This window comes from Clostridium sp. Cult3, assembly GCF_021655115.1.
Taxonomy (GTDB): domain Bacteria; phylum Bacillota; class Clostridia; order Tissierellales; family Tepidimicrobiaceae; genus PPXY01.
Window position 1 is genome coordinate 33,014 of record NZ_PPXY01000013.1, and the last position, 21,603, is coordinate 54,616.

At 35.5% G+C, this 21,603-nt stretch carries 18 protein-coding genes and 2 other annotated features; of the genes, 15 read left to right on the forward strand and 3 right to left on the reverse strand.

Going from position 1 to position 21,603, the window contains the following annotated elements; genetic code table 11:
• From C3E88_RS03040 to asnS, 11 genes are all read left to right on the forward strand, one after another.
• Positions 1–1,683 carry a sensor histidine kinase gene (locus C3E88_RS03040; protein WP_236908582.1) on the forward strand — a complete coding sequence of 561 codons (1,683 nt, stop codon included), beginning with the start codon at positions 1–3 and terminating at the stop codon, positions 1,681–1,683.
• A gap of 19 nt (positions 1,684–1,702) precedes the next feature.
• Positions 1,703–3,121 (forward strand): sigma-54 interaction domain-containing protein, encoded by a 1,419-nt coding sequence (locus tag C3E88_RS03045; RefSeq protein ID WP_236908585.1) that lies wholly within the window; start codon positions 1,703–1,705, stop codon positions 3,119–3,121.
• Between the two features lie 200 nt (positions 3,122–3,321).
• On the forward strand, positions 3,322–4,374 hold the full coding sequence (gene ord / locus C3E88_RS03050; RefSeq protein ID WP_236908586.1) for a 2,4-diaminopentanoate dehydrogenase: 1,053 nt from the start codon (positions 3,322–3,324) through the stop codon (positions 4,372–4,374).
• A gap of 57 nt (positions 4,375–4,431) precedes the next feature.
• Positions 4,432–4,737 carry a 2-amino-4-oxopentanoate thiolase subunit OrtA gene (gene ortA, locus C3E88_RS03055; protein ID WP_236908587.1) on the forward strand — a complete coding sequence of 102 codons (306 nt, stop codon included), beginning with the start codon at positions 4,432–4,434 and terminating at the stop codon, positions 4,735–4,737.
• Positions 4,730–6,157: a 2-amino-4-oxopentanoate thiolase subunit OrtB gene (gene ortB, locus C3E88_RS03060; protein ID WP_442870630.1), complete on the forward strand. Its 1,428-nt coding sequence runs from the start codon at positions 4,730–4,732 to the stop codon at positions 6,155–6,157. The genes ortA and ortB overlap by 8 nt, the downstream gene beginning before the upstream one ends.
• Before the next feature lie 11 nt (positions 6,158–6,168).
• Positions 6,169–6,534, forward strand: coding sequence for an ornithine aminomutase subunit alpha (locus C3E88_RS03065; protein WP_236908589.1), 366 nt, complete (start codon positions 6,169–6,171; stop codon positions 6,532–6,534).
• Positions 6,534–8,750, forward strand: a complete 2,217-nt coding sequence (gene oraE, locus C3E88_RS03070) for a D-ornithine 4,5-aminomutase subunit OraE (RefSeq protein WP_236908592.1) — start codon at positions 6,534–6,536, stop codon at positions 8,748–8,750. Before C3E88_RS03065 ends, oraE begins: the two co-directional genes overlap by 1 nt.
• A complete protein-coding gene (locus C3E88_RS03075) occupies positions 8,740–10,095 on the forward strand; it encodes a GlmL-related ornithine degradation protein (protein WP_236908593.1) in 1,356 nt (451 codons plus the stop codon). The genes oraE and C3E88_RS03075 overlap by 11 nt, the downstream gene beginning before the upstream one ends.
• A 28-nt stretch (positions 10,096–10,123) precedes the next feature.
• Complete coding sequence (gene orr / locus C3E88_RS03080; protein ID WP_236908594.1) at positions 10,124–11,191, forward strand: ornithine racemase Orr; 1,068 nt, start codon at positions 10,124–10,126, stop codon at positions 11,189–11,191.
• Positions 11,192–11,311: 120 nt separating this feature from the next.
• Positions 11,312–12,637, forward strand: a complete 1,326-nt coding sequence (locus C3E88_RS03085; protein WP_236908596.1) for a replication-associated recombination protein A — start codon at positions 11,312–11,314, stop codon at positions 12,635–12,637.
• A gap of 24 nt (positions 12,638–12,661) precedes the next feature.
• Positions 12,662–12,874, forward strand: a binding site (T-box leader).
• Positions 12,875–12,923: 49 nt separating this feature from the next.
• Entirely contained in the window at positions 12,924–14,312 is a 1,389-nt protein-coding gene (gene asnS / locus C3E88_RS03090) for an asparagine--tRNA ligase (RefSeq protein WP_236908598.1), read from the forward strand.
• On the opposite strand, the gene C3E88_RS12475 is transcribed toward asnS, so the two are convergent.
• Positions 14,293–14,394, reverse strand: a complete 102-nt coding sequence (locus C3E88_RS12475; protein WP_442870631.1) for a hypothetical protein — start codon at positions 14,392–14,394, stop codon at positions 14,293–14,295. The two genes, asnS and C3E88_RS12475, sit on opposite strands and share 20 nt — an antisense overlap.
• Positions 14,385–14,595 (forward strand) — a binding site (T-box leader). (Overlaps the previous gene by 10 nt.)
• 51 nt (positions 14,596–14,646) lie before the next feature.
• Between C3E88_RS12475 and leuS the strand changes: the two genes are divergently transcribed.
• The 4 genes from leuS (at position 14,647) to C3E88_RS03110 (ending at position 20,176) form a co-directional block, all read left to right on the forward strand.
• Positions 14,647–17,058: a leucine--tRNA ligase gene (leuS, locus tag C3E88_RS03095; RefSeq protein ID WP_236908600.1), complete on the forward strand. Its 2,412-nt coding sequence runs from the start codon at positions 14,647–14,649 to the stop codon at positions 17,056–17,058.
• A gap of 75 nt (positions 17,059–17,133) precedes the next feature.
• Positions 17,134–17,961 carry a DegV family protein gene (locus C3E88_RS03100; RefSeq protein WP_236908602.1) on the forward strand — a complete coding sequence of 276 codons (828 nt, stop codon included), beginning with the start codon at positions 17,134–17,136 and terminating at the stop codon, positions 17,959–17,961.
• An 81-nt stretch (positions 17,962–18,042) separates the two neighbouring features.
• Entirely contained in the window at positions 18,043–18,999 is a 957-nt protein-coding gene (locus C3E88_RS03105; RefSeq protein WP_236908605.1) for an L-threonine 3-dehydrogenase, read from the forward strand.
• A 127-nt stretch (positions 19,000–19,126) separates the two neighbouring features.
• On the forward strand, positions 19,127–20,176 hold the full coding sequence (locus tag C3E88_RS03110) for a glucose-1-phosphate thymidylyltransferase (RefSeq protein WP_236908782.1): 1,050 nt from the start codon (positions 19,127–19,129) through the stop codon (positions 20,174–20,176).
• A gap of 44 nt (positions 20,177–20,220) precedes the next feature.
• Here the strand turns inward: C3E88_RS03110 and C3E88_RS03115 are convergent, their stop codons facing one another.
• Both C3E88_RS03115 and C3E88_RS03120 read right to left on the reverse strand, forming a co-directional pair.
• A complete protein-coding gene (locus C3E88_RS03115) occupies positions 20,221–21,282 on the reverse strand; it encodes a glycosyltransferase (protein ID WP_236908610.1) in 1,062 nt (353 codons plus the stop codon).
• 1 nt (position 21,283) lies between these two features.
• Positions 21,284–21,601, reverse strand: coding sequence for an amidohydrolase family protein (locus C3E88_RS03120; RefSeq protein ID WP_236908612.1), 318 nt, complete (start codon positions 21,599–21,601; stop codon positions 21,284–21,286).
• Positions 21,602–21,603 lie beyond the last annotated feature (2 nt).

Here is a 21,603-nt window from a genome sequence, read left to right on the forward strand (position 1 = left end):
ATGAAAAGAAAAATTTGGATAACACTTCTTTTACTAGTAGTGTCTACTAGTATAGTTACAAGTATTATATCTATGGGGTTTGAAAAGTCCCAATATTTTAAAGATATTGAAGGGAAAATCGGTTCTACCAAAACCATATTAAGGAATACACTTAGCTCTAAAGAAAAGTGGGATGAATATCAGTTAAAGGAGATAGTTAATAGCTACTCGGAATTATTAGGGGGACAAGTAAGTATAAGCTTGTATGATGGGCGTATAATCAGCTCTCATGAGTATAATCCATCCCATCAAAGGAAGGAAGAATTATTATACAGTGATGGTATATCTTTTGAAGATGGCTACATTAAGGAATTAAATATATCTATATATAATGAGGATATATCCAGGATCAATAGACAATTTGGTAGAAGGGTTTTCGTATCTTTATTAGTATCCATGGTAATAGGACTATTAATAGGTATGAGACATATGGAGTATGCTATTGAGCCTTATAGGGCATTGACTAAAGCCACTCAAAACATAATTGATGGAATTTATGAAGAAGAAATAGTATTTCATGATGATAAGGAACTAGAATACCTAGCTGAAAACTTCAATTTTATGAGTAGAAAGCTACAAAATACCATTGGGCAGCTGCAAGAAGCTAACACAAAGTTAAAGGCTACTTTGATAAGTATAGGGGATGGGGTAATAGCCTTTGACAATAGGCTCAATATCATACTAATTAACCCCTATGCTGAAAAGATATTGGAACTAGATGAAGCTGATGCCATGGGTAAAGGATTAGAGGAGGTAATTCGGGACGAAAAGTTAAAAAAAGTTTTTTTAGAATTAATAGAACTGGGGCTCCCAAAGGAAATAGAGATAGAAAGGAAACAACCTAATGATAGAATATTAACTATATATGCAAATCCTATTATGTTCCGTAAATATTCTACTGGTAGATTAGGAACTGTATTTGTCATTCAAGATATAACCAAGATGAAAAGATTGGAAAGGGTTAGAGAGGATTTTGTTGCTAATGTTTCCCATGAATTGAAAACCCCACTAACTTCTATAAAAGGTTTTATTGAGACCTTAAAGGATGGTGCAATTAAAAATAGAGATCTAGCGCTAAAATTTTTAAATATTATGGATGGGGAAGTCAATAGACTAAACAGACTTGTAGAAGATTTGCTTTTGTTATCAGAAGTGGAAAATAGGAAACTAGATATAATTCCTGAACTCATATATGTGGAAGAGGTTTTAGATGAAGTGTTTCAAATGTTAGGTAGGGAAGCGGCAGAGAAGAATATTATGTTGGAAAAAGAAATCCTCGGAAACGCACCACCTATACAAGGAAATTATAATTATTTCAAACAGATGTTGATAAACCTTATAGATAATGGAATAAAATATACTCCTGAAGGAGGCTATGTGAAGACATCTATTGAAGTTGAAAAAGGACATCTAATGTTAAAGATCATGGATAATGGAGTGGGAATTGCAAAAGAAGAACAAGATAGGATATTTGAAAGATTTTATAGGGTAGACAAATCTCGTTCTAGAGATGTAGGAGGCACTGGATTAGGTCTAGCTATAGTAAAGCATGTGGTTTCGGTATTTAATGGCAATATTGAAATTGAGTCTCATCTCAACGAGGGTACTACCTTCCAAATTAGAATACCAATAGAAGGGGCGTAGCTTAAAAAAGGATGATTTTATGGAAAAGGTAGATTTTAACAAGATCATACTGCAGAATATCTTGCATCATACGGATATTGGCATCCATGTAATAGACAGAAATAGAAATACTATATTGTATAATAAGGTAATGGCAATATTAGAAGGATTGGAGATAGAACAGGTTATAGATAAGGATTTACTAGAGATATTTCCAAGTTTAGACGAGGATACTTCAACTTTGATTAAGGTGTTAAATACTGGGAAGCCTATTTTAGATAAAACCCAAAATTATCTAAATTACAAGGGACAAAAAATTACCACTATAAATTCTACCATACCATTAATCTGGGAGAATGAGATCTTAGGAGCTTTGGAGATTTCAAAAGATATAACCTATCTAAACGACCTATCTAACCAACTCATGGAATTACAGCATGAATTAAAGAAGAGCAATTATAATGGTGTAAAAAAGAAGACGAGAAAAAAGAACTATACATTTGGGGATATTATTGGATTAGACCAATGTATATTGCAGGCTATAGAAATAGGTAAAAGGGCTAGCAATTCACCATCTTCTGTATTGTTGTATGGAGAAACAGGTACTGGTAAGGAACTTTTTGCCCAGAGTATCCACTATGAAGGGGTTAGGAAAAACAAACCTTTTATAGCACAAAATTGTGCTGCTATACCAGAGACATTACTGGAAGGCATACTATTTGGTACTGAAAAAGGTGGGTTTACTGGAGCCGTTGAAAGGGAAGGTATATTTGAGCAGGCAGATGGAGGAACTCTATTACTAGATGAGATAAACTCTATGTCCCTTGGATTACAAGCTAAATTATTAAGGGTACTACAAGAAGGATATATTCGCCGGATAGGAGGAGTTAAGGATATTCCCATTGATGTTAAGGTTATTGCAACAACTAATGAAAAGCCTATAGAAAGTGTAGAAAAGGGTACTCTAAGAAAGGACCTATACTATCGGTTAAATGTGATATTTATTAGTATCCCGCCTTTAAGAGAGAGAAAAGAAGATATCCCTATTTTATGTAGTTATTTTATTGAAAAATATAATCTATTGTTAGGTAAAAATATAACTGGTATTGACCAGAAGGTTCTTAAATCTTTTGCTAAATATTCTTGGCCAGGGAATGTTAGGGAACTGGAAAATTCTATAGAAGGAGCAATGAATTATGTTAATCATGATAGGACTATTTTAAAAATAGAAGATTTTGTTGTATCTCCCAATATATTCAGTCATGATAGGGGAGGAGAAAAAACAACCCTGGAAATGAGTAAATCCTTACCAGAATATTTAGATGATATAGAAAGGGAAGTAATCCATAAAACCTTAGAGAACAATAGTTATAATATATCCCAAACGGCAAAAGTATTGGGAATAAAGCGGCAAGCGTTACAATATAAGATGAAAAAGTATTCTCTATATGCAAAATAGTTTGCGTAAAGGCGCAAACTATTTTGCATATAGAGTCTATTTTAGCTCTTTTTCTAAATATACAATTATTATCAATTAAACTACATAAACAGTTGATATCAGTATGTATTTTCTTGTAAGATATTATTAGAATATCATTACATCCTAAATTGGCAAGAGGATTGCATGTATATTAAGTAATAAGTTATGGAGGTGTCAAAATGACAAAAGAAAATATTAAGGTAATCATTTGGGGATTAGGAGCCATGGGTGAGGGGATGGCAGAAATGCTACTTAGTAAAAAAGGTGTAGAAATTGTAGGGGTAATAGATATAGGTGAAAAACTTGGAAAGAGTATGTATGACTTTTTAGATGTGGAAAGAGGGGATAGAGAGGATATCATCATTAAATCCTATGAGGAAACAATAAAGGAAGGTGTGGCGGATATAGCCCTAATAGCTACCAATTCCTTCACAAAGGATGTGTTTCCAAAGATAAAATATTGTCTTGAAAATAAAATAAATGTAATATCTACTGCAGAGGAAATGGCATATCCACAAGCCCAAGAACCAGAATTAGCTAAGGAGATGGATAGAATAGCTAAGGAAAATGGTGTGACAGTTTTGGGAACGGGAATAAATCCAGGCCTAATAATGGATTTGTTAGTCATCACTTTGACAGGAGCTTGTATTGATGTAGATAATATCAAAGCTGAAAGGATCAACAACTTATCACCTTTTGGTCCTGCAGTAATGGAGGAACAGGGTGTAGGTATAACTGCTGATGAATTTAATAGGAGAGTGGCAATGGATGATCTAGCTGGCCATGTGGGATTTCAAGAATCTGTATCCATGATTGCCGATGCATTAGGGTGGAAATTAGATGGCAAAATAGAGCAAACTATGGAACCAATAGTGTCTAATGTATATAGAAAAGCTCCCTATGCCGAAGTAGAACCAGGAAATGTGGCGGGATGTAATATGAAAGGTTATGGTAATGTTAACGGAGAATTAAAGATCGAAATGATACATCCTCAACAAGTAGAACCTCAATTAGAAGGTATAGATACTGGAGATTATATTGCTATTGAAGGTACTCCCAATATCAATATGGCAATAAAACCTGAAATTCCAGGAGGTATAGGCACCATAGCAATGTGTGTAAATATGATACCCCATGTAATTAATTCTAGACCAGGACTTAAGACCATGATTGATCTCCCAGTACCAAGGGCAATTATGGGAGATATGAGGAATTTAATAGATAGGGATTAGTCGAATTTAGTTATCAATAATGTTTCGTTAGTTGAGATGGATATAGGAGGGATAGGAATGGATGCAAAGCATGGTGATTGGGTAAAGATTCACAATATCGTATTAGAGGCTAAAGATAGAGCACCTAATCTCCCAGAGGATACACAAAAAGTGCCATTGGAATTTTGGAACAAGGGATTTTTATTAGAGGATGAAGCAAATATTGGGGATAGGGTGAAAGTTGAAACTTATATAGGTAGAAAAGTAGAAGGTACATTAATGGAGGTAAATCCTTATTATAAACATGATTTTGGCAAATGTGTTCCTGAAATACTGTATATTGGTAGACAGTTGAGGAGTTTAGTAGAAGAGGACGGTGAATAGTGTGGCTAAGGATATGAGTTTTCAAGCTGTAATGGATAGGAAAGGGGAAATAATGAAAGCTGCCATTGGTATTGACTATGATCTATTCGAGTCAGGTAGTATTGCTTTTGACTATGAAAGGATGATGCGAGAAACTGGCTATACTCTTCAAGAAATAGAAACTATCCAGCGGGAAACCGGGGTAGGAAATACACCATTGCTTGAGCTAAAAAACCTGACAAAACTGGCTAGAAAGTATGCACCATTTGGGAAAGGGGCTAGGATATTTATTAAGGATGAAGCAGCTAATCCTTCTGGAAGTTTTAAGGCTAGAAGAGCAGCTACTAGCTGCTATCATGCAGAAAAATTAGGGTATAAGGGTGTTATAGCAGCAACTAGCGGTAATTATGGAGCTGCAGTAGCATCCCAGGCTGCCATGAGAGGTTTAAAATGCATAATAGTACAGGAGTGTTATGATTCTAAAGGCGCTGGGCAACCGGAGATAATAGAGAAAGCGAGAAAATGTGAAGCCTATGGAGCAGAGGTAGTACAGCTTACAGTGGGACCAGAATTGTTCTATACATTTTTAGTTTTATTGGAGGAAACCGGATTCTTTAACGCGTCCCTATACACCCCATTTGGTATAGCGGGAGTGGAGACCTTGGGTTATGAAATATCTATGCAGTTTAGAGAAAGGGAAGGAAGGGATCCAGATGTAGTAGTGGTAACCAATGCAGGAGGAGGTAATCTAACGGGAACTGCTAGAGGGTTGATTAAAGCTGGAGCTTATGATACTCAAGTAGTAGGAGCTAGTGTTAGTTTAGAGGGCCTTCATATGGCAAGTGATACCCAATTTAACAAAAAATCTTTTACTACAGGGCATACGGGATTTGGTATTCCTTTTGCTACTTGGCCAGATAGATCTGATGTCCCTAGATCTGCCGCTAGACCTTTAAGATATATGGATAGATATGTTACTGTAAATCAAGGTTCGGTATTTTATATGACAGAAGCATTAGCCCAATTAGAAGGTCTAGAAAGAGGACCGGCAGGTAATACATCCTTAGCTGCTGCTTTTATAATAGCCCAAGAGTTGGACGAAGATCAGATTATAGTAGTTCAAGAAACTGAATATACTGGTGCAGGTAAACATATACAGCCTCAATTAACCTTTGCTAAAGAAAATGGAATAGAAATATTGATTGGTGATCCATCTGAAGAAGTACCAGGAAAGAATATTATACTCCCAAAGGATCCAAGCTATATAAAAATTGATGAAGTAGATTTAAATAGAATCAGGAGATCCTACATTAGAAATTGCATTAAACACAATTCTACAAAAGAAATAGACAAAGAAGATCTAAAATTTCTTATAAAAGATACTAGATCTAATGAGAAGTTTGTCAAATCAATACTAGAGGAGTTTGGAGTAGAATATTAGGAGGGAAAAGTATGAAGAGAGAAGATGATTTTCAGGAAAGAAGGAAGCATCTAGCAAATCTAACGGAGGAGGAATTGGAATTAAGATTTTGGGAATTGGCGGAGCAGATAGTCGATCCTTTAGTGGAATTGGCTGAAAAAAACACCACTCCTTCGATTGAAAGATCTGTACTACTTAGAATGGGTTTTTCAAGCCTGGAAGCTAAGACCATTGTAGATGGGGCCATTGATAGAGGATTGTTGGGAAAAGGGGCTGGGCATATCGTCTATAGATTGGCTACAGAAAAGGGAGTTGAAATAAGAGAAGCTGGATTAAAACTAGTCCAAGGGGAGATGTGGGATGATGTAATGGAAATATTTAAGGTAGGTGAAAATTAATGGAGTTGAAACCCAATGAAAAGTTAGATATAGAATATATATTAAAAGATTTAGATAAGTATAGACCAAGAAGAAGAGGGTGGACCTGGAGAGAAGGAATTGGTGAAAAAAGAAACTTAGGTAAATTTGAATACTATGATACATCGGAATCCTTAAAAAACAGTCAACCTCTACCAGCAGCAAAATACTTTGATAATATAGATCCTCAACCAAAATCTATTATTACTACGGAGATTGCTTCAGGTAGGTTTGAGGATGATATTAGACGTATGAGAATGGCCGCCTGGCACGGTGCCGACCATCTAATGGTAATTAGAACTGCTGGGCAAAGTCATTATGATGGATTAATAGAAGGAACACCTCAAGGAATAGGAGGTATTCCTATAACCAGAAAACAGGTTAGAGCTCAGAGGAAAGCCTTGGATATAATCGAAGATGAAGTAGGTAGACCTATTAATTATCATTCCTATGTTAGTGGAGTGGCAGGCCCGGAGATTGCGGTCATGTTTGCTGAAGAAGGTGTCAATGGAGCCCATCAGGATCCTCAATATAATGTACTGTATAGAAATATAAATATGGTTAGATCCTTTGTAGATGCTGCCTGTGCGAAAAGGATTATGGCTTGGGCAGATATTGCTCAAATAGATGGGGCTCACAATGCTAATGCAACAGCTAGGGAAGCTTGGAAGGTGATGCCAGAGCTAATGGTTCAACATGGAATCAATTCCATGTTTTCAATAAAAGTAGGTATGAAGAAAGAGAACATATGCCTGTCTACGGTACCCCCGACAGCACCACCAGCACCTTGTATGAGATTAGATTTACCTTATGCTGTAGCTTTAAGGGAGCTTTTTGATGAATATAAGATGAGAGCTCAGATGAATACTAAATATATGGAATCTTCTACAAGGGAGGCTACTGTTACTCATACTTTAAACTTACTAATATCTCAATTGACAAGAGCGGAAATCCAATCTACTATCACTCCTGATGAAGGTAGAAATGTACCTTGGCATATTTATAATATAGAAGCGGTAGATACAGCAAAACAGGCATTTGCTGGGATGGACGGATTAACGGATATGATTGAGATAAAAAGGAATAAAGGTGAATTAGCTGATAAAGTTAGGGAATTGAAGGAAAGGGCAGTATTATTTATGGAAGAAATAATAGAAGTAGGTGGATATTTTAATGCAGTAGAACAAGGTTTCTTTGTAGATTCTGGCTATTATCCAGAAAGAAATGGTGATGGGATTGCAAGGAAGATAGATGGAGGTATTGGATTAGGTACCATATATGAAAGAGAAGAAGATTATATGGCGCCAGTAACAGCCCATTTTGGATATAACAATATAGCCCAATATGATGAATCTGCTGTAGACAATCCTTCAAAACTAATAGGCGGTAGCACCTTTGAGTATCCTGATAAGATCATATATATCGATGAATTAGATGAAAACGACAATGTGTATTTAAGATTAGAGGAGACTAAAGAGCTTAGAAACACTTCCAAGATAAAGCCGGAAATGGAATGGCTTGGAGATGGCATAGTGTTGATGACAATGTTTTTACCTGCAGAGGAAAGAGTGGCAGAATTTGCAGCATTAGAAATAGGAAGAAGACTGGGATTAGAGGATGTAGAGGTTATTCATAAAGAGATAATGCAGGAAGCGGAAGGGACTAGAATCGAATTAAAGGGAATAGTTGGATTTACAATAGATATAGATGAGCTCATCATTCCACCAAAACCAGAAATCTTGACAGAAGATGAAATAAGGGAAGATATCGAACAAAATCCAATGAAGGTAGTAGCTGCTACAGTAGGGGAAGATGAGCATTCTGTAGGATTAAGGGAGATAATAGATATAAAGCATGGTGGCGTAGAGAAGTATGGAATAGAATGTCATTATTTAGGTACCTCTGTTCCAGTGGAAAAGCTAGTAGATGCTGCTATAGAAATTGATGCAGATGCAATTTTAGCCTCGACTATCATTAGTCACGATGATATCCACTATAAGAACATGAAAAAGCTCCATGAACTATGTATAGAAAAGGGGATAAGGGACGATATAATATTGGCTTCCGGTGGTACTCAAGTATCCAATGAATTGGCTATAGAAAATGGTATGGATGCCGGATTTGGTAGGGGTTCTAATGGGGATCAGGTGGCAACTTTCCTAGTGAAGAAGAGAAGAGAGATGAAAAATGAAGATTGATCTACTAGTTGCGGAGATAGGAAGTACTACTACGGTGGTAAATGCATTTAACTTAAGCCCTTGTCCATCTTTCTTAGGACAAGGGCAAGCTCCTACTTCGGTGGAAGAAGGAGATGTAAATATTGGTCTTAAATCTGCTATTTTAGATTTAGCCCATAATTTGAATACGAAGGATATAAAATGGAAAGAGATCATAGCCACTAGTAGCGCCGCAGGGGGCTTGAGAATGACGGTTCATGGTCTTGTATACGATATGACGGTAAAAGCTGCTAAGGAAGCTGCATTAGGGGCAGGGGCCAATATAAAGTATATAACTGCCGGTAAGTTAAGAAATTCAGATTTAGAAAGGCTTAAGAAGATAAATCCAAATATAATCTTGATTGCTGGAGGGGTAGATTATGGGGAAAGGAATACAGCTTTATACAATTCAGAACTTATAGCTAATTTAGACTTAGATATACCAGTAATATATGCAGGAAATATTGAAAACCAGCAGGAAATCAGGGAGATATTTCATGATAGAAGGTCTGAACTATATATTGTGGAGAATGTTTATCCAAAGATAGATGAACTAAATATTGAACCTGCTAGAAAGATTATTCAGCAAGTATTTGAAGATCATATAATTCATGGTCCTGGAATGAAGAAAGTTAAAGATATGATAACAGGGCCAATAATGCCTACTCCAGGGGCAGTTATGGAAGCATCCCAATTGCTTTATCAGCATATTGGTGATCTACTGACGATAGATGTAGGAGGGGCTACCACCGATATCCATTCTGTTACGGAGGGTAGTGATGAAATAAATAGGATATTAGTAAATCCAGAGCCTTTAGCTAAGAGGACTGTAGAAGGAGATCTAGGTGTATACGTGAATATGTATAATATAGTGGATATGGTAGGAAAAGAAGAATTGAGGAAGGAGTTAAATATATCCTTAGAAGAATTAAATAGGATAATAGAAGCTTATAAGCCGATCCCAGAGATGGAATTAGAAAAGCTCTTTGTGGAAAAAATCACCTTGCATGGAGCCATAGTAGCTACTAAAAGACATGCAGGGCGTTTGAGACATCTCTATGGACCTAGTGGTAAGAAGACCATAGCTGAGGGTAAGGACCTAACTCAAATAAAAACTATTATAGGCACTGGTGGGCCCTTGACCCGATTGCCAAATAGAACTAAGATTTTAGAGCAAATACCTTTAAGCAACAAAGGCCATGAATTGCTTCCCAATAAGGAAGTTGATATATTAATAGATAATCATTATATAATGGCTTCACTAGGAGTAATGAGTAAAAAATACCCTGAAGAAGCTCTAAAATTATTGAAAGATAGCCTAGGCTAGATAAGGGTATAAGGATTGGAGGATGATTATGGAGTACCCCAAGGTTGAAATAGATTTAAACAAATTGAAATTCAATGTAAAAACCATAGTAGATATATGTAATCAATGTGGAATCCAAGTGGCTGGTGTAACTAAGGTGTTCTGCGGTCATTCAGAAATAGCAAAGGCTTATATTGATGGTGGTGTATCCTATATTGCAGATTCAAGGGTGGAAAACTTAAAAAAATTAAAGGATTTCCATATTCCAAAGATATTAGTAAGATTACCCATGATTTCTGAAGCAGAAGATGTAGTAGAATATGCGGATATATCTCTTAATTCTGAAATAAAAACTATTAAGGCATTGTCCGACAAGGCTTTAGAAAGGGGAAAAGTCCATCAGATAATATTGATGGTGGATTTAGGTGATTTGAGGGAAGGATATTATTATGACGAGGATGTTTATGAAGCTGTTAAGAATACTCTTAAATTAGATGGTGTAAAGTTAATGGGCATAGGAACAAATCTAACATGCTATGGAGGAATAATACCTAATGAGGATAATTTGGGTAGGTTGGTTAAGCTTTCAAAGAATATCGAAAATAGATTTGATATAGATTTAAATATCATATCTGGTGGCAATTCAAGCAGCCTACATCTATTGATGAATGGGCAATCCATAGAAGGTATAAATAATTTAAGACTAGGAGAATCCTTAGTCTTAGGGGGAGAAACTGCCTATGGAAATAGGATAAACAATACCTATGATGATGTTTTTCAATTGGTAGCGGAGATAATAGAGATTAAGGAAAAACCCTCTGTACCTTATGGGGAAATAGGTAGGGATGCTTTTGGGAAAGTGCCTACCTTTGTAGATAAAGGGATTAGAAAGAGGATAATCTGTGGTATTGGAAAACAGGATGTGGATTTTGATACTATTTTTCCTATAGATAAAGGAATTAACATATTAGGTGGTAGTAGTGATCATCTTCTTTTAGATGGTACTGACAGCCAGGTAGATTATGAAATTGGTGATAAGATCCATTTTAGGCTAAGCTATGGTGGAATATTAAGACTAATGACATCAGAATACGTAAAAAAAGAAATAGTTAACTAGTGTACAATTTCAAAAGGAATATGGGGAGACCTTGAATCCTATGTTATTTGATTGACTAGACAGCTTATCTGTTATATTATGAAAGATAATAACAATTATTTCGATAAATAGGTGATAATGATGGATTTATTTACTTTAAATATGGAAAGTCAATTGAAAAAGAATGCCCCTTTAGCGGATAGAATGCGACCAGAATCCATAGACGAATTTGTTGGTCAGAAGCACATATTAGGAGATGGAAAGTTTTTAAACAGAGCTATAAAGGCTGATAGGATAACATCTATGATTTTTTATGGGCCGCCTGGTACTGGGAAAACGACTTTGGCCATGATTATAGCCAATTCCACCAATATGAATTTTGAAAAACTATCTGCAGTTACATCAGGAGTAAAGGATATAAGGGAAGTAATCCACAAAGCTGAGGAAGGATTAAAACTTTATAATAAAAGGACTATTTTATTTATAGATGAAATTCATAGATTTAATAAAGCACAACAAGATGCTTTGCTTCCTTTTGTAGAAAGAGGGATAATTATTTTAATTGGGGCGACTACTGAAAACCCATATTTTGAAGTAAATAAGGCACTTCTTTCAAGGATGATGGTTATCCCTTTGAAACCTCTGGAGAAAAAGGATATCCATAATATCATATTGAACGGATTAAAGGATAAGGTTAGAGGGCTAGGTAACTATGAAGTGAATATTAGTGACGAGGCCATCGACTATCTAATAACAATATCCGATGGAGATGGAAGACTGGCATTAAATTCACTAGAAATAGCTGTACTTTCTACAGAAGAGGATGACAGAGGAATAATAGATATAGACTTGGATACCATAAAAGAGTGTATATTGGTAAAGTCAGCTAAATACGATAAAGGTGGCGATGAGCATTATGATACAATCTCTGCTTTTATAAAGAGCATGAGGGGTTCGGACCCTGATGCCACATTGTATTGGCTAGCAAAGATGATAAATGCAGGAGAGGATCCTAAGTTTATAGCCAGAAGGATAATCATATGTGCTTCTGAAGATGTAGGAAATGCAGATCCTCAAGCTTTAATTGTAGCAGTATCCGCATTTAATGCAGTAAATGTAATTGGTATGCCTGAGGGTAGAATTATATTGGCTCAGGCAGCAGTTTACGTAGCTTGTGCACCGAAGAGCAATGCGTCCTATGTAGGTATTGACAAGGCTTTGGGAGATATTAGAAATAAACCAGTAGGGAAAGTGCCAGGACATTTGAAGGATGCATCCTATAGAGGGGCAGCTAATCTTGGTCATGGCAAGGGTTATAGGTATCCTCATGATTATGATAATGCTCATATAAAACAGCAATACTTACCTGATGAGCTTATAGGAACTAAATATTACGAACCTACAGAGCATGGATATGAGCAAGTAATCAAAGAACATCTATCAAAATTATTTGACAAAGAGTATTAATCAAATTATAATATTATAAAGTTCATATGGACTGTGATAGGAAGAGTAGATATAGGAGGTAGTCCTAGGGAGTCGGGGATAGTGGGAGCCTGATACGAAACCTATATCGAAGAACATCCTTGAGTTTCTAACCGAAATCTTAAAAGAGAGTAGGCTTAGACGGATTCACGCCGTTATTCGTGTATTAGAGTGGCTATTTAGCAATTAGGGTGGTACCGCGAACCTTTCGTCCCTTTCAGGATGGAAGGTTTTTTTATTGATTATATTAATAGAAAGGAGAATATATATGAGAGTAGATATAAAAGAGATTTTCAAAGACCCAGAAAAATTCCTGAATAAAGAAATAGAGATAGAAGGTTGGATTAGAACCTTAAGGTCATCAAAAAAATTTGGATTTATTGAAGTAAATGATGGAACCTTTTTTACCAATTTACAAGTAGTATTTGATGAAAAATTAGAAAATTTCAAAGAGGTAGAAAAGTTACCTATAAGCAGTGCTATAGTAGTTAAAGGTTCATTAGTGAAAACTCCAGGAGCAAAACAGCCTTTTGAAATTCAGGCTAAGGAAATAATACTAGAGGGCGATTCTCATAAGGATTATCCTCTACAGAAGAAAAGGCATTCCTTTGAATATTTAAGAACTATTGCTCATTTAAGGCCAAGAAGCAACACCTTTAATGCCGTGTTTAGGGTAAGATCCTTAACGGCCTACGCTATTCATAAATTTTTTCAGGATAGAGGGTTTGTGTATGTTCATACTCCTATCATAACGGGTAGCGATGCAGAAGGTGCGGGAGAGATGTTTACCGTTACTAACTTAGATTTAACTAATGTGCCCTTAGACGATGATAACCAGGTGGATTATTCCAAGGACTTTTTTGGTAAGGAAACCAATTTAACTGTAAGTGGTCAGCTTGAAGCTGAAGCCTATGCCTTGGCTTTTAAAAATGTATACACATTTGGACCTACATTTAGGGCTGAAAATTCCAACACTCCAAGACATGCAGCAGAGTTTTGGATGGTAGAACCGGAGATTGCTTTTGCAGATTTAAAGGATGATATGAATTTGGCAGAAGATATGATGAAATACATTATCCATTACGTAATGGATAATGCTAAGGAGGAGATGGAGTTTTTCAACTCCTTTATCGACAAGGGTTTGATGAATAGATTGGATAATATCGTAGGTTCAGATTTTGGGCATATTACCTATACAGAAGCCATAGATATATTGGAAAAATCACAAGAAAAATTTGAATATCCAGTAAAATGGGGAATAGATCTTCAAACGGAGCACGAAAGGTATATTTCAGAGAAAGTATTTAAAGGTCCAGTATTTGTTACTGACTATCCAAAGGATATAAAGGCTTTTTATATGAGGCTAAACGATGATGAAAAGACTGTGGCAGCTATGGATTTATTGGTACCAGGAGTAGGAGAGATAATAGGTGGTAGTCAAAGGGAAGAAAGACTGGATATACTGGAGAGAAGAATAGAAGAAATGGGTATGGATAAAGAAGACTACTGGTGGTATTTGGAGTTAAGAAAATATGGTGGAACTAAACATGCAGGCTTTGGATTAGGCTTTGAAAGAGCAATTATGTATTTGACTGGAATGGCCAACATAAGAGATGTTATACCATTTCCAAGAACGGTTAAATCAGCAGAATTTTAAATATATTTGGAATAAAGAATCGTATACCTTGATTTTTATAAATATATCTGTTATAATACTTGATAAAATTGTATACTATCAATGATAGGAAGTAGTAAGCTTTCAGGTCAATTCTAGAGAGCTGTTGGTTGGTGTAAAACAGCATTGGTCCTAGCTGAACTCGTCCTTGAGTTGTTAAGGTGAAACTTAGTAGCTTTAGCCGGTAACCGCCGTTATGGTTTCAAGTGGATAGTAATACTATCAACTAGAGTGGTACCACGGAAATCTGCCTTTCGTCTCTATTTTGACGAAGGGTTTTTTATTTCTAATATTTAATAAACGAGGGGGTAATATCATGAGAGAATATAGACCGTATGAAATTGAAAAGAAATGGCAAAACATATGGGATGAAAAAAAAGTATTTGAAACTAGTGAAGATACGACTAAACCAAAATTTTATGCCTTGATAGAGTTTCCCTATCCTTCAGGACAGGGTTTACATGTAGGGCATCCAAGACCTTATACTGCATTAGATATTCTTTCTAGGAAGAGGAGATTTCAAGGTTACAATGTATTGTTTCCCATGGGATGGGATGCTTTTGGATTACCTACGGAGAACTTTGCAATACAACATAAGATTCATCCAAAGGAAGTTACGGAAAAAAACGTAGCAATGTTCAAAAGACAATTAAAATCCATAGGCTTTTCCTTCGATTGGTCAAAAGAAATAGATACCACCGACCCTAACTACTATAAATGGACCCAATGGATATTTATTAAGATGTTTGAAAAAGGGTTAGCTTATAAACATGAAATGCCTATTAACTGGTGTCCTTCCTGTAAAGTAGGTTTGGCAAATGAAGAGGTAGTAGCAGGCGGTTGTGAAAGATGTGGAGGAGAAGTAATAAGAAAGACTAAAAATCAATGGATGCTGAAGATTACCGAATATGCTGACAGATTGATAGATGATTTAGACACTGTAGATTATATAGATAGCATAAAAATCCAACAGACCAACTGGATAGGCCGTTCAGAAGGTATGGAGGTAGATTTTAGAATATCAGGAAAAGAGGATGTACTAAAGGTATTTACTACTAGACCAGATACTTTATATGGGGCAACTTATATGGTTATTGCAGCAGAACATCCTCTTATTGAAAAATATGCTAATGAAATAGGAAATATGGATGAGATAAAAGAGTATCAAGAATATGCAAGTAAAAAATCAGATTTTGAAAGAACTGAACTGTCAAAAGAAAAAACGGGGGTGGAGATAAAAGGTATTAAGGCTATTAATCCAGTCAATCAAAAGGAAATACCTATATGGATATCCGATTATGTACTGATGAGCTATGGAACTGGTGCTATTATGGCAGTACCTGCCCATGATAGTAGAGATTGGGAATTTGCTAATAAGTTCAATCTTCCTATAGTAGAAGTTGTAAAAGGTGGAGATATTGAAAAAGAAGCCTATACGGATACAGAATCAGGAATTTTAATTAATTCAGACCTTATTAATGGGTTAGAAGTTAAAGAAGCTATAGAAAAGATTAGCAATTGGCTTGAAGAACAAGGCCTTGGTGTAAGAAAAACTAATTATAAGTTAAGGGATTGGGTATTTTCCCGTCAAAGATATTGGGGAGAACCTATACCACTAGTTCACTGTGATAAATGTGGCTGGGTGCCTGTCCCAGAAGATGAATTACCAGTAATGTTACCTGAGGTAAAGAACTATGAACCAACAGATACCGGAGAATCCCCTCTAGCTAATATGACGGATTGGGTAAATACCACTTGTCCGAAATGCGGTGGGGAAGCTAAAAGGGAAACGGATACTATGCCTCAATGGGCTGGATCATCCTGGTATTTTCTAAGGTATATAGATCCTCACAATGATAATGAAATTGCAAGTAAAGAAAAATTAGAGTATTGGATGCCTGTAGATTGGTACAATGGCGGAATGGAACATACTACTCTACACCTATTGTACTCAAGATTTTGGCACAAATTCTTATATGATATAGGCGTGGTGTCTTGTAAAGAGCCTTATAGTAAAAGGACGGCTCACGGTATGATCCTTGGAGAAAACCACGAGAAGATGTCGAAATCTAGAGGAAATGTAATTAATCCTGATGATATAGTAAATGAATATGGCGCCGATACCCTAAGGGCCTATGAAATGTTTATTGGAGATTTTGAAAAGAGTGTACCGTGGTCAGAAGATGGAGTTAAAGGCTGCAGAAGATTCCTGGAAAGGGTATGGAGATTACAGGATATTGTAGTTGATGGAGATATGTACTCTAGGGAATTGGAAACCAGTATTCATAAGACTATTAAGAAAGTATCAGATGATTATGAAAGCTTGAAGTTTAATACGGCTATAGCTGCATTAATGGCTTTGTCGAATGAGTTTAGCGATGTTGGTAGAATAACTAAGGAGGATTTTAGGACCTATCTAATCCTATTGAATCCAGTAGCCCCTCATATTACAGAAGAGCTGTGGGAAATTGTTGGCCTAGGAGGTATGCTACATGATCAGATTTGGCCAGAATATGATGAGGATAAAATTCAAGATGAAGTAATAGAGATGCCAGTTCAAGTTAATGGAAAGGTAAGGGGCAAAGTAATAGTAAATATAGATGATACCCAAGATATAGTTAGAGAGAAAGCTAAGAAAAATGAAAGCATAATAAAACATTTAGAAGGAAAAGAGGTAATAAAAGAGATATTTGTAATGGGGAAGATATACAATATAGTTGTAAAATAATATAAAATATGTAACAATAGTCCTACTATACTAATAGAGTATAGTGGGATTATTTTGTTTAGAGGAGGTCATATAATGAACAAGATCAAAATAATAACTGATAGTACCAGCTATATTTCAAAGGAATATGCAGAGGCAAACCATATATCCATTGTGCCCCTAAATTATACCTTTGATGGGGAAACAGAGAAGGAAGGATTTCCCGGGGAATTCCATGAATTTTTCGATAAGCTGAGTAGTACGAATTTGTTTCCTACAACTTCACAACCAGCCACGGGAGATTTTTTATTAGAGTTTGAAAAGGCATTTTCCCAGGGTTATGATGAAATAATAGCAATTCTTTTATCTTCTAAACTGAGCGGTACCTATAATAGCGCTATGTTAGCTAGGGATATATTAGGAGATGAAAGGATTACTATTGTAGATTCAAATCAAGCTGCTTCAAATTTACGATTTCTGGTGGAAGATGCTGTAGAAATGGTTAAGGATGGTAAGACCAGTCAATATGTAGTATCTCATATGGAAAGCAAGAAACATAGTATGGCCATATATTTTACAGTAGATTCATTGGAGTTTTTAAGAAGAGGTGGCAGGCTTACCAGTTTTCAATCAGCTGTTGGTTCTGTATTAAATATAAAACCAATTATAGAGCTTAAATATGGAGAATTAATATTATTGGAAAAAGTGCGGGGGAAAACCAAAGCTTTAAAGGGGATTATTGGAAAAATACCTGCGGATGTTGAAGCTATAAGTGTGAGTCATATATTAAGTGAGAGAGAGGCTCAAAAAATAAAGGCAGAATTAGAATATAGGCATCCAAAAGCTAGTATTAGCATAGATGTTCTTGGGCCAGTTATTGGTTGCCATTTAGGGGCTGGTGGTATAGGTATATGTTTTTATTAATAGTGGTCTATGGTAATAGTACAAGAATATGATATAATTATTACGACAGTATTTTTCTAAAATTTAGCGGAGGTGTATTTGATGAGAAAGATTTTAGTTACTGGTGCCCTAGGGCAGATTGGCTCTGAACTCACTATGGGGCTAAGAAAAATATATGGCAATGACAATGTAGTTGCCAGTAGTAGAAGGATAAAAGAAGGTCATGAAGATGTAATGGAATCAGGTGCTTTTGAGGTACTTGACATTACCGATGGTGCAAAGGTAGCAGAGATAGTTAAAAAACACAAGGTGAATACCATAATAAACCTTGCTGCTGTCCTATCTGCTGTTGGAGAAAAAAATCCACAACAGGCATGGAATGTCAATATGAATGGATTATATAATGTATTGGAAGTAGCAAGAGAAGAAAATTGTGCTGTATTTACTCCTAGTTCTATAGCAGCTTTTGGTCCTTCCACTCCTAAAGATAATACACCACAAGACACTATACAAAGGCCAAATACCATGTATGGAGTTACAAAAGTGGCTGGAGAGTTACTATGCGACTACTATTATCATAAGTTTGGAGTAGATACAAGAGGAGTACGTTTTCCAGGGTTGATATCCTATGAAACGTTGCCTGGTGGTGGAACTACTGATTATGCAGTACATATCTACTATGAGGCTTTAAAAAATAAAAAATATACCAGCTTTATAGCTGAAGGAACCAAAATGGATATGATGTATATGCCTGACGCATTGAACGCCATTACCCAGTTATTAGAAGCAGATCCAAATAAACTAATTCATAGAAATGCCTTTAATGTTACTGCCATGAGTTTTGAACCTGAAGAGATTGCAGCATCAATTAAAAAGATTATTCCTGAGTTTGAAATGGACTATGATGTAGATCCAGAAAGACAAGCAATAGCTGATTCATGGCCAAACTCTTTGGATGATTCAGCAGCTAGGGAAGAATGGGGCTGGGATCCAAAGTATGATTTAGATGCTATGACAGAGGACATGCTAGAAAAGCTTAAAGTTAAATTAGGTCTTTAATATATAATGGACAAGGAATTTTCCTTGTCCGTTTATTTTTGTGCATTAAATAGCATATAAACTCCATCTTTATTATAGATATAGAATTAGAATACTACATTTAAAAGGGGGAGTTTAGTTGAAATGTGTGATATTATGTGCAGGAGTCGGAAGAAGGTTACAACCTATTACCCATACTATTCCCAAACAATTAATACCCATAGCCAATACGCCATTACTCGTGCATAGCATAAGAAAGTTGTTAAGTATAGGTATAGAAGACATAGGAATAGTAGTAAATAGACAAAATAAAAGCATATTTGAAAGTATATTAACTTGTTATTTCAGTAGGGGGTTTCACTATATAATTCAAGATAGCCCGAAAGGAATTGCCCATGGACTTTTATCTACTGAAGATTTTGTTGGAAAAGAGAAGTTCATATTACTATTGGGGGATAATTCCTATGATATTGGAGTAGAAAGATTTGTGGAGGATTTTATGCAGGGTAAAGATAACTGCAAGATTCTATTAAAAAAGGTTGATAATCCAGAGGAGTATGGAGTAGCTTACATTGAAGAAGGAAATATTATTTTTATAGAGGAGAAACCTAAAACTGCCTTTAGTAATTGGGCTATTACAGGTATATATGGTTTTGATCACAATGTTTTTAAAGCATGTAAAGGGATTCAGCCTTCAAAACGGGGAGAATATGAAATCACCGATGCTATAACCTGGTTATTGAATAATGATTATAGGGTTGGATACAATATTTTGGAGGGCCATTGGCAGGATGTGGGAAGTCCAATAGATGCAATAGTAGAAAATGCTTATAGATTAAGCTTAATAGATAACGAATTATCAGGAGAAATAATTGACTCTCAAATAGTAGGAAAAGTAATATTAGGGAAAGGGTCTACTATCTATAATAGCTTAATAAGAGGTCCAGTAATAATTGGAGATAACTCAATAATAAAATATTCCTATGTGGGTCCCTACACATCAATAGGAGAAAAGGTAAATATTGATAGATCATGCGTTGAAAATTCCATAATTTTAGATTATAGCATAATTTCAGGAGTAGATGATATGATAGACTATTCAATTGCTGGAAAGGGATCTATAATTACTAAGGAGAAGGGATTAAAAGCTGTTAATAGATTTATTTTGGGCGAAAACGCAAAGATATATCTAAAATAGCAAAGGCAATAGATTGTTATTGCCTTTGCTACAAAGTTTGAAGCTTAAATTTGTTTATTGTTGGTTTGAGTTAATAATAAAAGTTTATTTACCCTTGAATGCCAATTATGTTTTTTTAACCAATGCTCAACATTGACTGTTTTTAAATCATTGTCTAAGATAGACTTTACTAAATGTAAAAATTGCTTATCGTTTTTTGCTAAAAAAACATTTGGCATTTCCTTTAACTCAGGCATATTAGTAGAAACTACTGGTAATCCCATAGCCAAGTATTCATATACCTTTAAGGGATTGACTCCAAAGGTCAGATCATTCACTTTAAAAGGGATAAGTCCTAGCTGAAAATGGAACAAATAAGCTGGTAGTTCATATTGGGGTTTTAACCCAACAAAGTGAACATTTGAGGGAACTAAACCATCGAATTGGTCATTGTATTCACCTATCAACACTATATTATAATTAGAATACTTATTTGCTAGTTTGATAATAAGGTGTATATCAAACCAAGAACCCCACAGGGCGCCTACATATCCTATTATAGGATTATCAGGTAGATCGATGGGTCTATTATAATGAATATGTGGATTGAACAATATATCATCATAGGCATTAGGAATTAAATGAACCAATCTATTAGTTTTTTGTTCTAATCTTTTCTTCAAAGAAAGAGCTGTTGCGGTTAATATATTGGCCAGGTCTATAATTTTCCATTCTATTTTTATATCATACCAACCTTTTCCTAGCTCCGTATCCCAAGGATCGATAAGCTCATAGATGATATTTGATGCTAAGTTTTTAAAACTATTAATAATTGGTAGAAAGCTTGGGTGAGGAACCTCAATGAGGATTATCAGCTTAATATCCTTTTTTAAGTTTTTAATAAATTTCGAAATGGAAAATCTATTAACGTGCATGGTTTTGAAGTTTTCATTTTCTATTAGTGTTTGAGAATTGCCTTTTTCTATATAATCTATAGCGTAGACATAGGTAATATGATGGCCATAACCTAACAGTGTTTTTGCTATTTGAGCTGCTCTTTGCCCACCCCCACTATTTTGGAAGGGAACTCCTGTAAGGATTAGCCATTGGGTGGAGACCTTTGACATATTATGTTTCCTCCTTTAACTGTGAAAATAACATAGTTGCATTTTTCCAAAGTATTTTTTCTTTATCTTCCAAACATAATTCTCCATTAATGACTCTAGATAATTGAGACTGAGGAAGATGAAGGGGCATATCAGTGCCAAAGACAATCCTACTGCTACCAATTCTTTTTACCGACTCTTCCAACAATCCGCTTAGATGAATGGCCAAAGATGACGTATCTATAAATGTATTTTCATTTTTAGTTTTAGCCAGAAATTCAATCTGTGTCAATACATCATAATATCCTTTAAAACCATTACCTAAGTGAGCAAATATCACTG

Bases quoted from the DNA above. Each gene is read 5' to 3' on its own strand.
- C3E88_RS03100 (WP_236908602.1), top strand. From the start codon at position 17,134: ATGAACAAGATCAAAATAATAACTGATAGTACCAGCTATATTTCAAAG.
- C3E88_RS03040 (WP_236908582.1), top strand. From the start codon at position 1: ATGAAAAGAAAAATTTGGATAACACTTCTTTTACTAGTAGTGTCTACT.
- C3E88_RS03065 (WP_236908589.1), top strand. From the start codon at position 6,169: ATGAAGAGAGAAGATGATTTTCAGGAAAGAAGGAAGCATCTAGCAAAT.
- asnS (WP_236908598.1), top strand. From the start codon at position 12,924: ATGAGAGTAGATATAAAAGAGATTTTCAAAGACCCAGAAAAATTCCTG.
- C3E88_RS03045 (WP_236908585.1), top strand. From the start codon at position 1,703: ATGGAAAAGGTAGATTTTAACAAGATCATACTGCAGAATATCTTGCAT.
- C3E88_RS03105 (WP_236908605.1), top strand. From the start codon at position 18,043: ATGAGAAAGATTTTAGTTACTGGTGCCCTAGGGCAGATTGGCTCTGAA.
- oraE (WP_236908592.1), top strand. From the start codon at position 6,534: ATGGAGTTGAAACCCAATGAAAAGTTAGATATAGAATATATATTAAAA.
- C3E88_RS03115 (WP_236908610.1), bottom strand. From the start codon at position 21,282: ATGTCAAAGGTCTCCACCCAATGGCTAATCCTTACAGGAGTTCCCTTC.
- ord (WP_236908586.1), top strand. From the start codon at position 3,322: ATGACAAAAGAAAATATTAAGGTAATCATTTGGGGATTAGGAGCCATG.
- C3E88_RS03085 (WP_236908596.1), top strand. From the start codon at position 11,312: ATGGATTTATTTACTTTAAATATGGAAAGTCAATTGAAAAAGAATGCC.
- leuS (WP_236908600.1), top strand. From the start codon at position 14,647: ATGAGAGAATATAGACCGTATGAAATTGAAAAGAAATGGCAAAACATA.
- C3E88_RS03075 (WP_236908593.1), top strand. From the start codon at position 8,740: ATGAAGATTGATCTACTAGTTGCGGAGATAGGAAGTACTACTACGGTG.
- ortA (WP_236908587.1), top strand. From the start codon at position 4,432: ATGGATGCAAAGCATGGTGATTGGGTAAAGATTCACAATATCGTATTA.
- orr (WP_236908594.1), top strand. From the start codon at position 10,124: ATGGAGTACCCCAAGGTTGAAATAGATTTAAACAAATTGAAATTCAAT.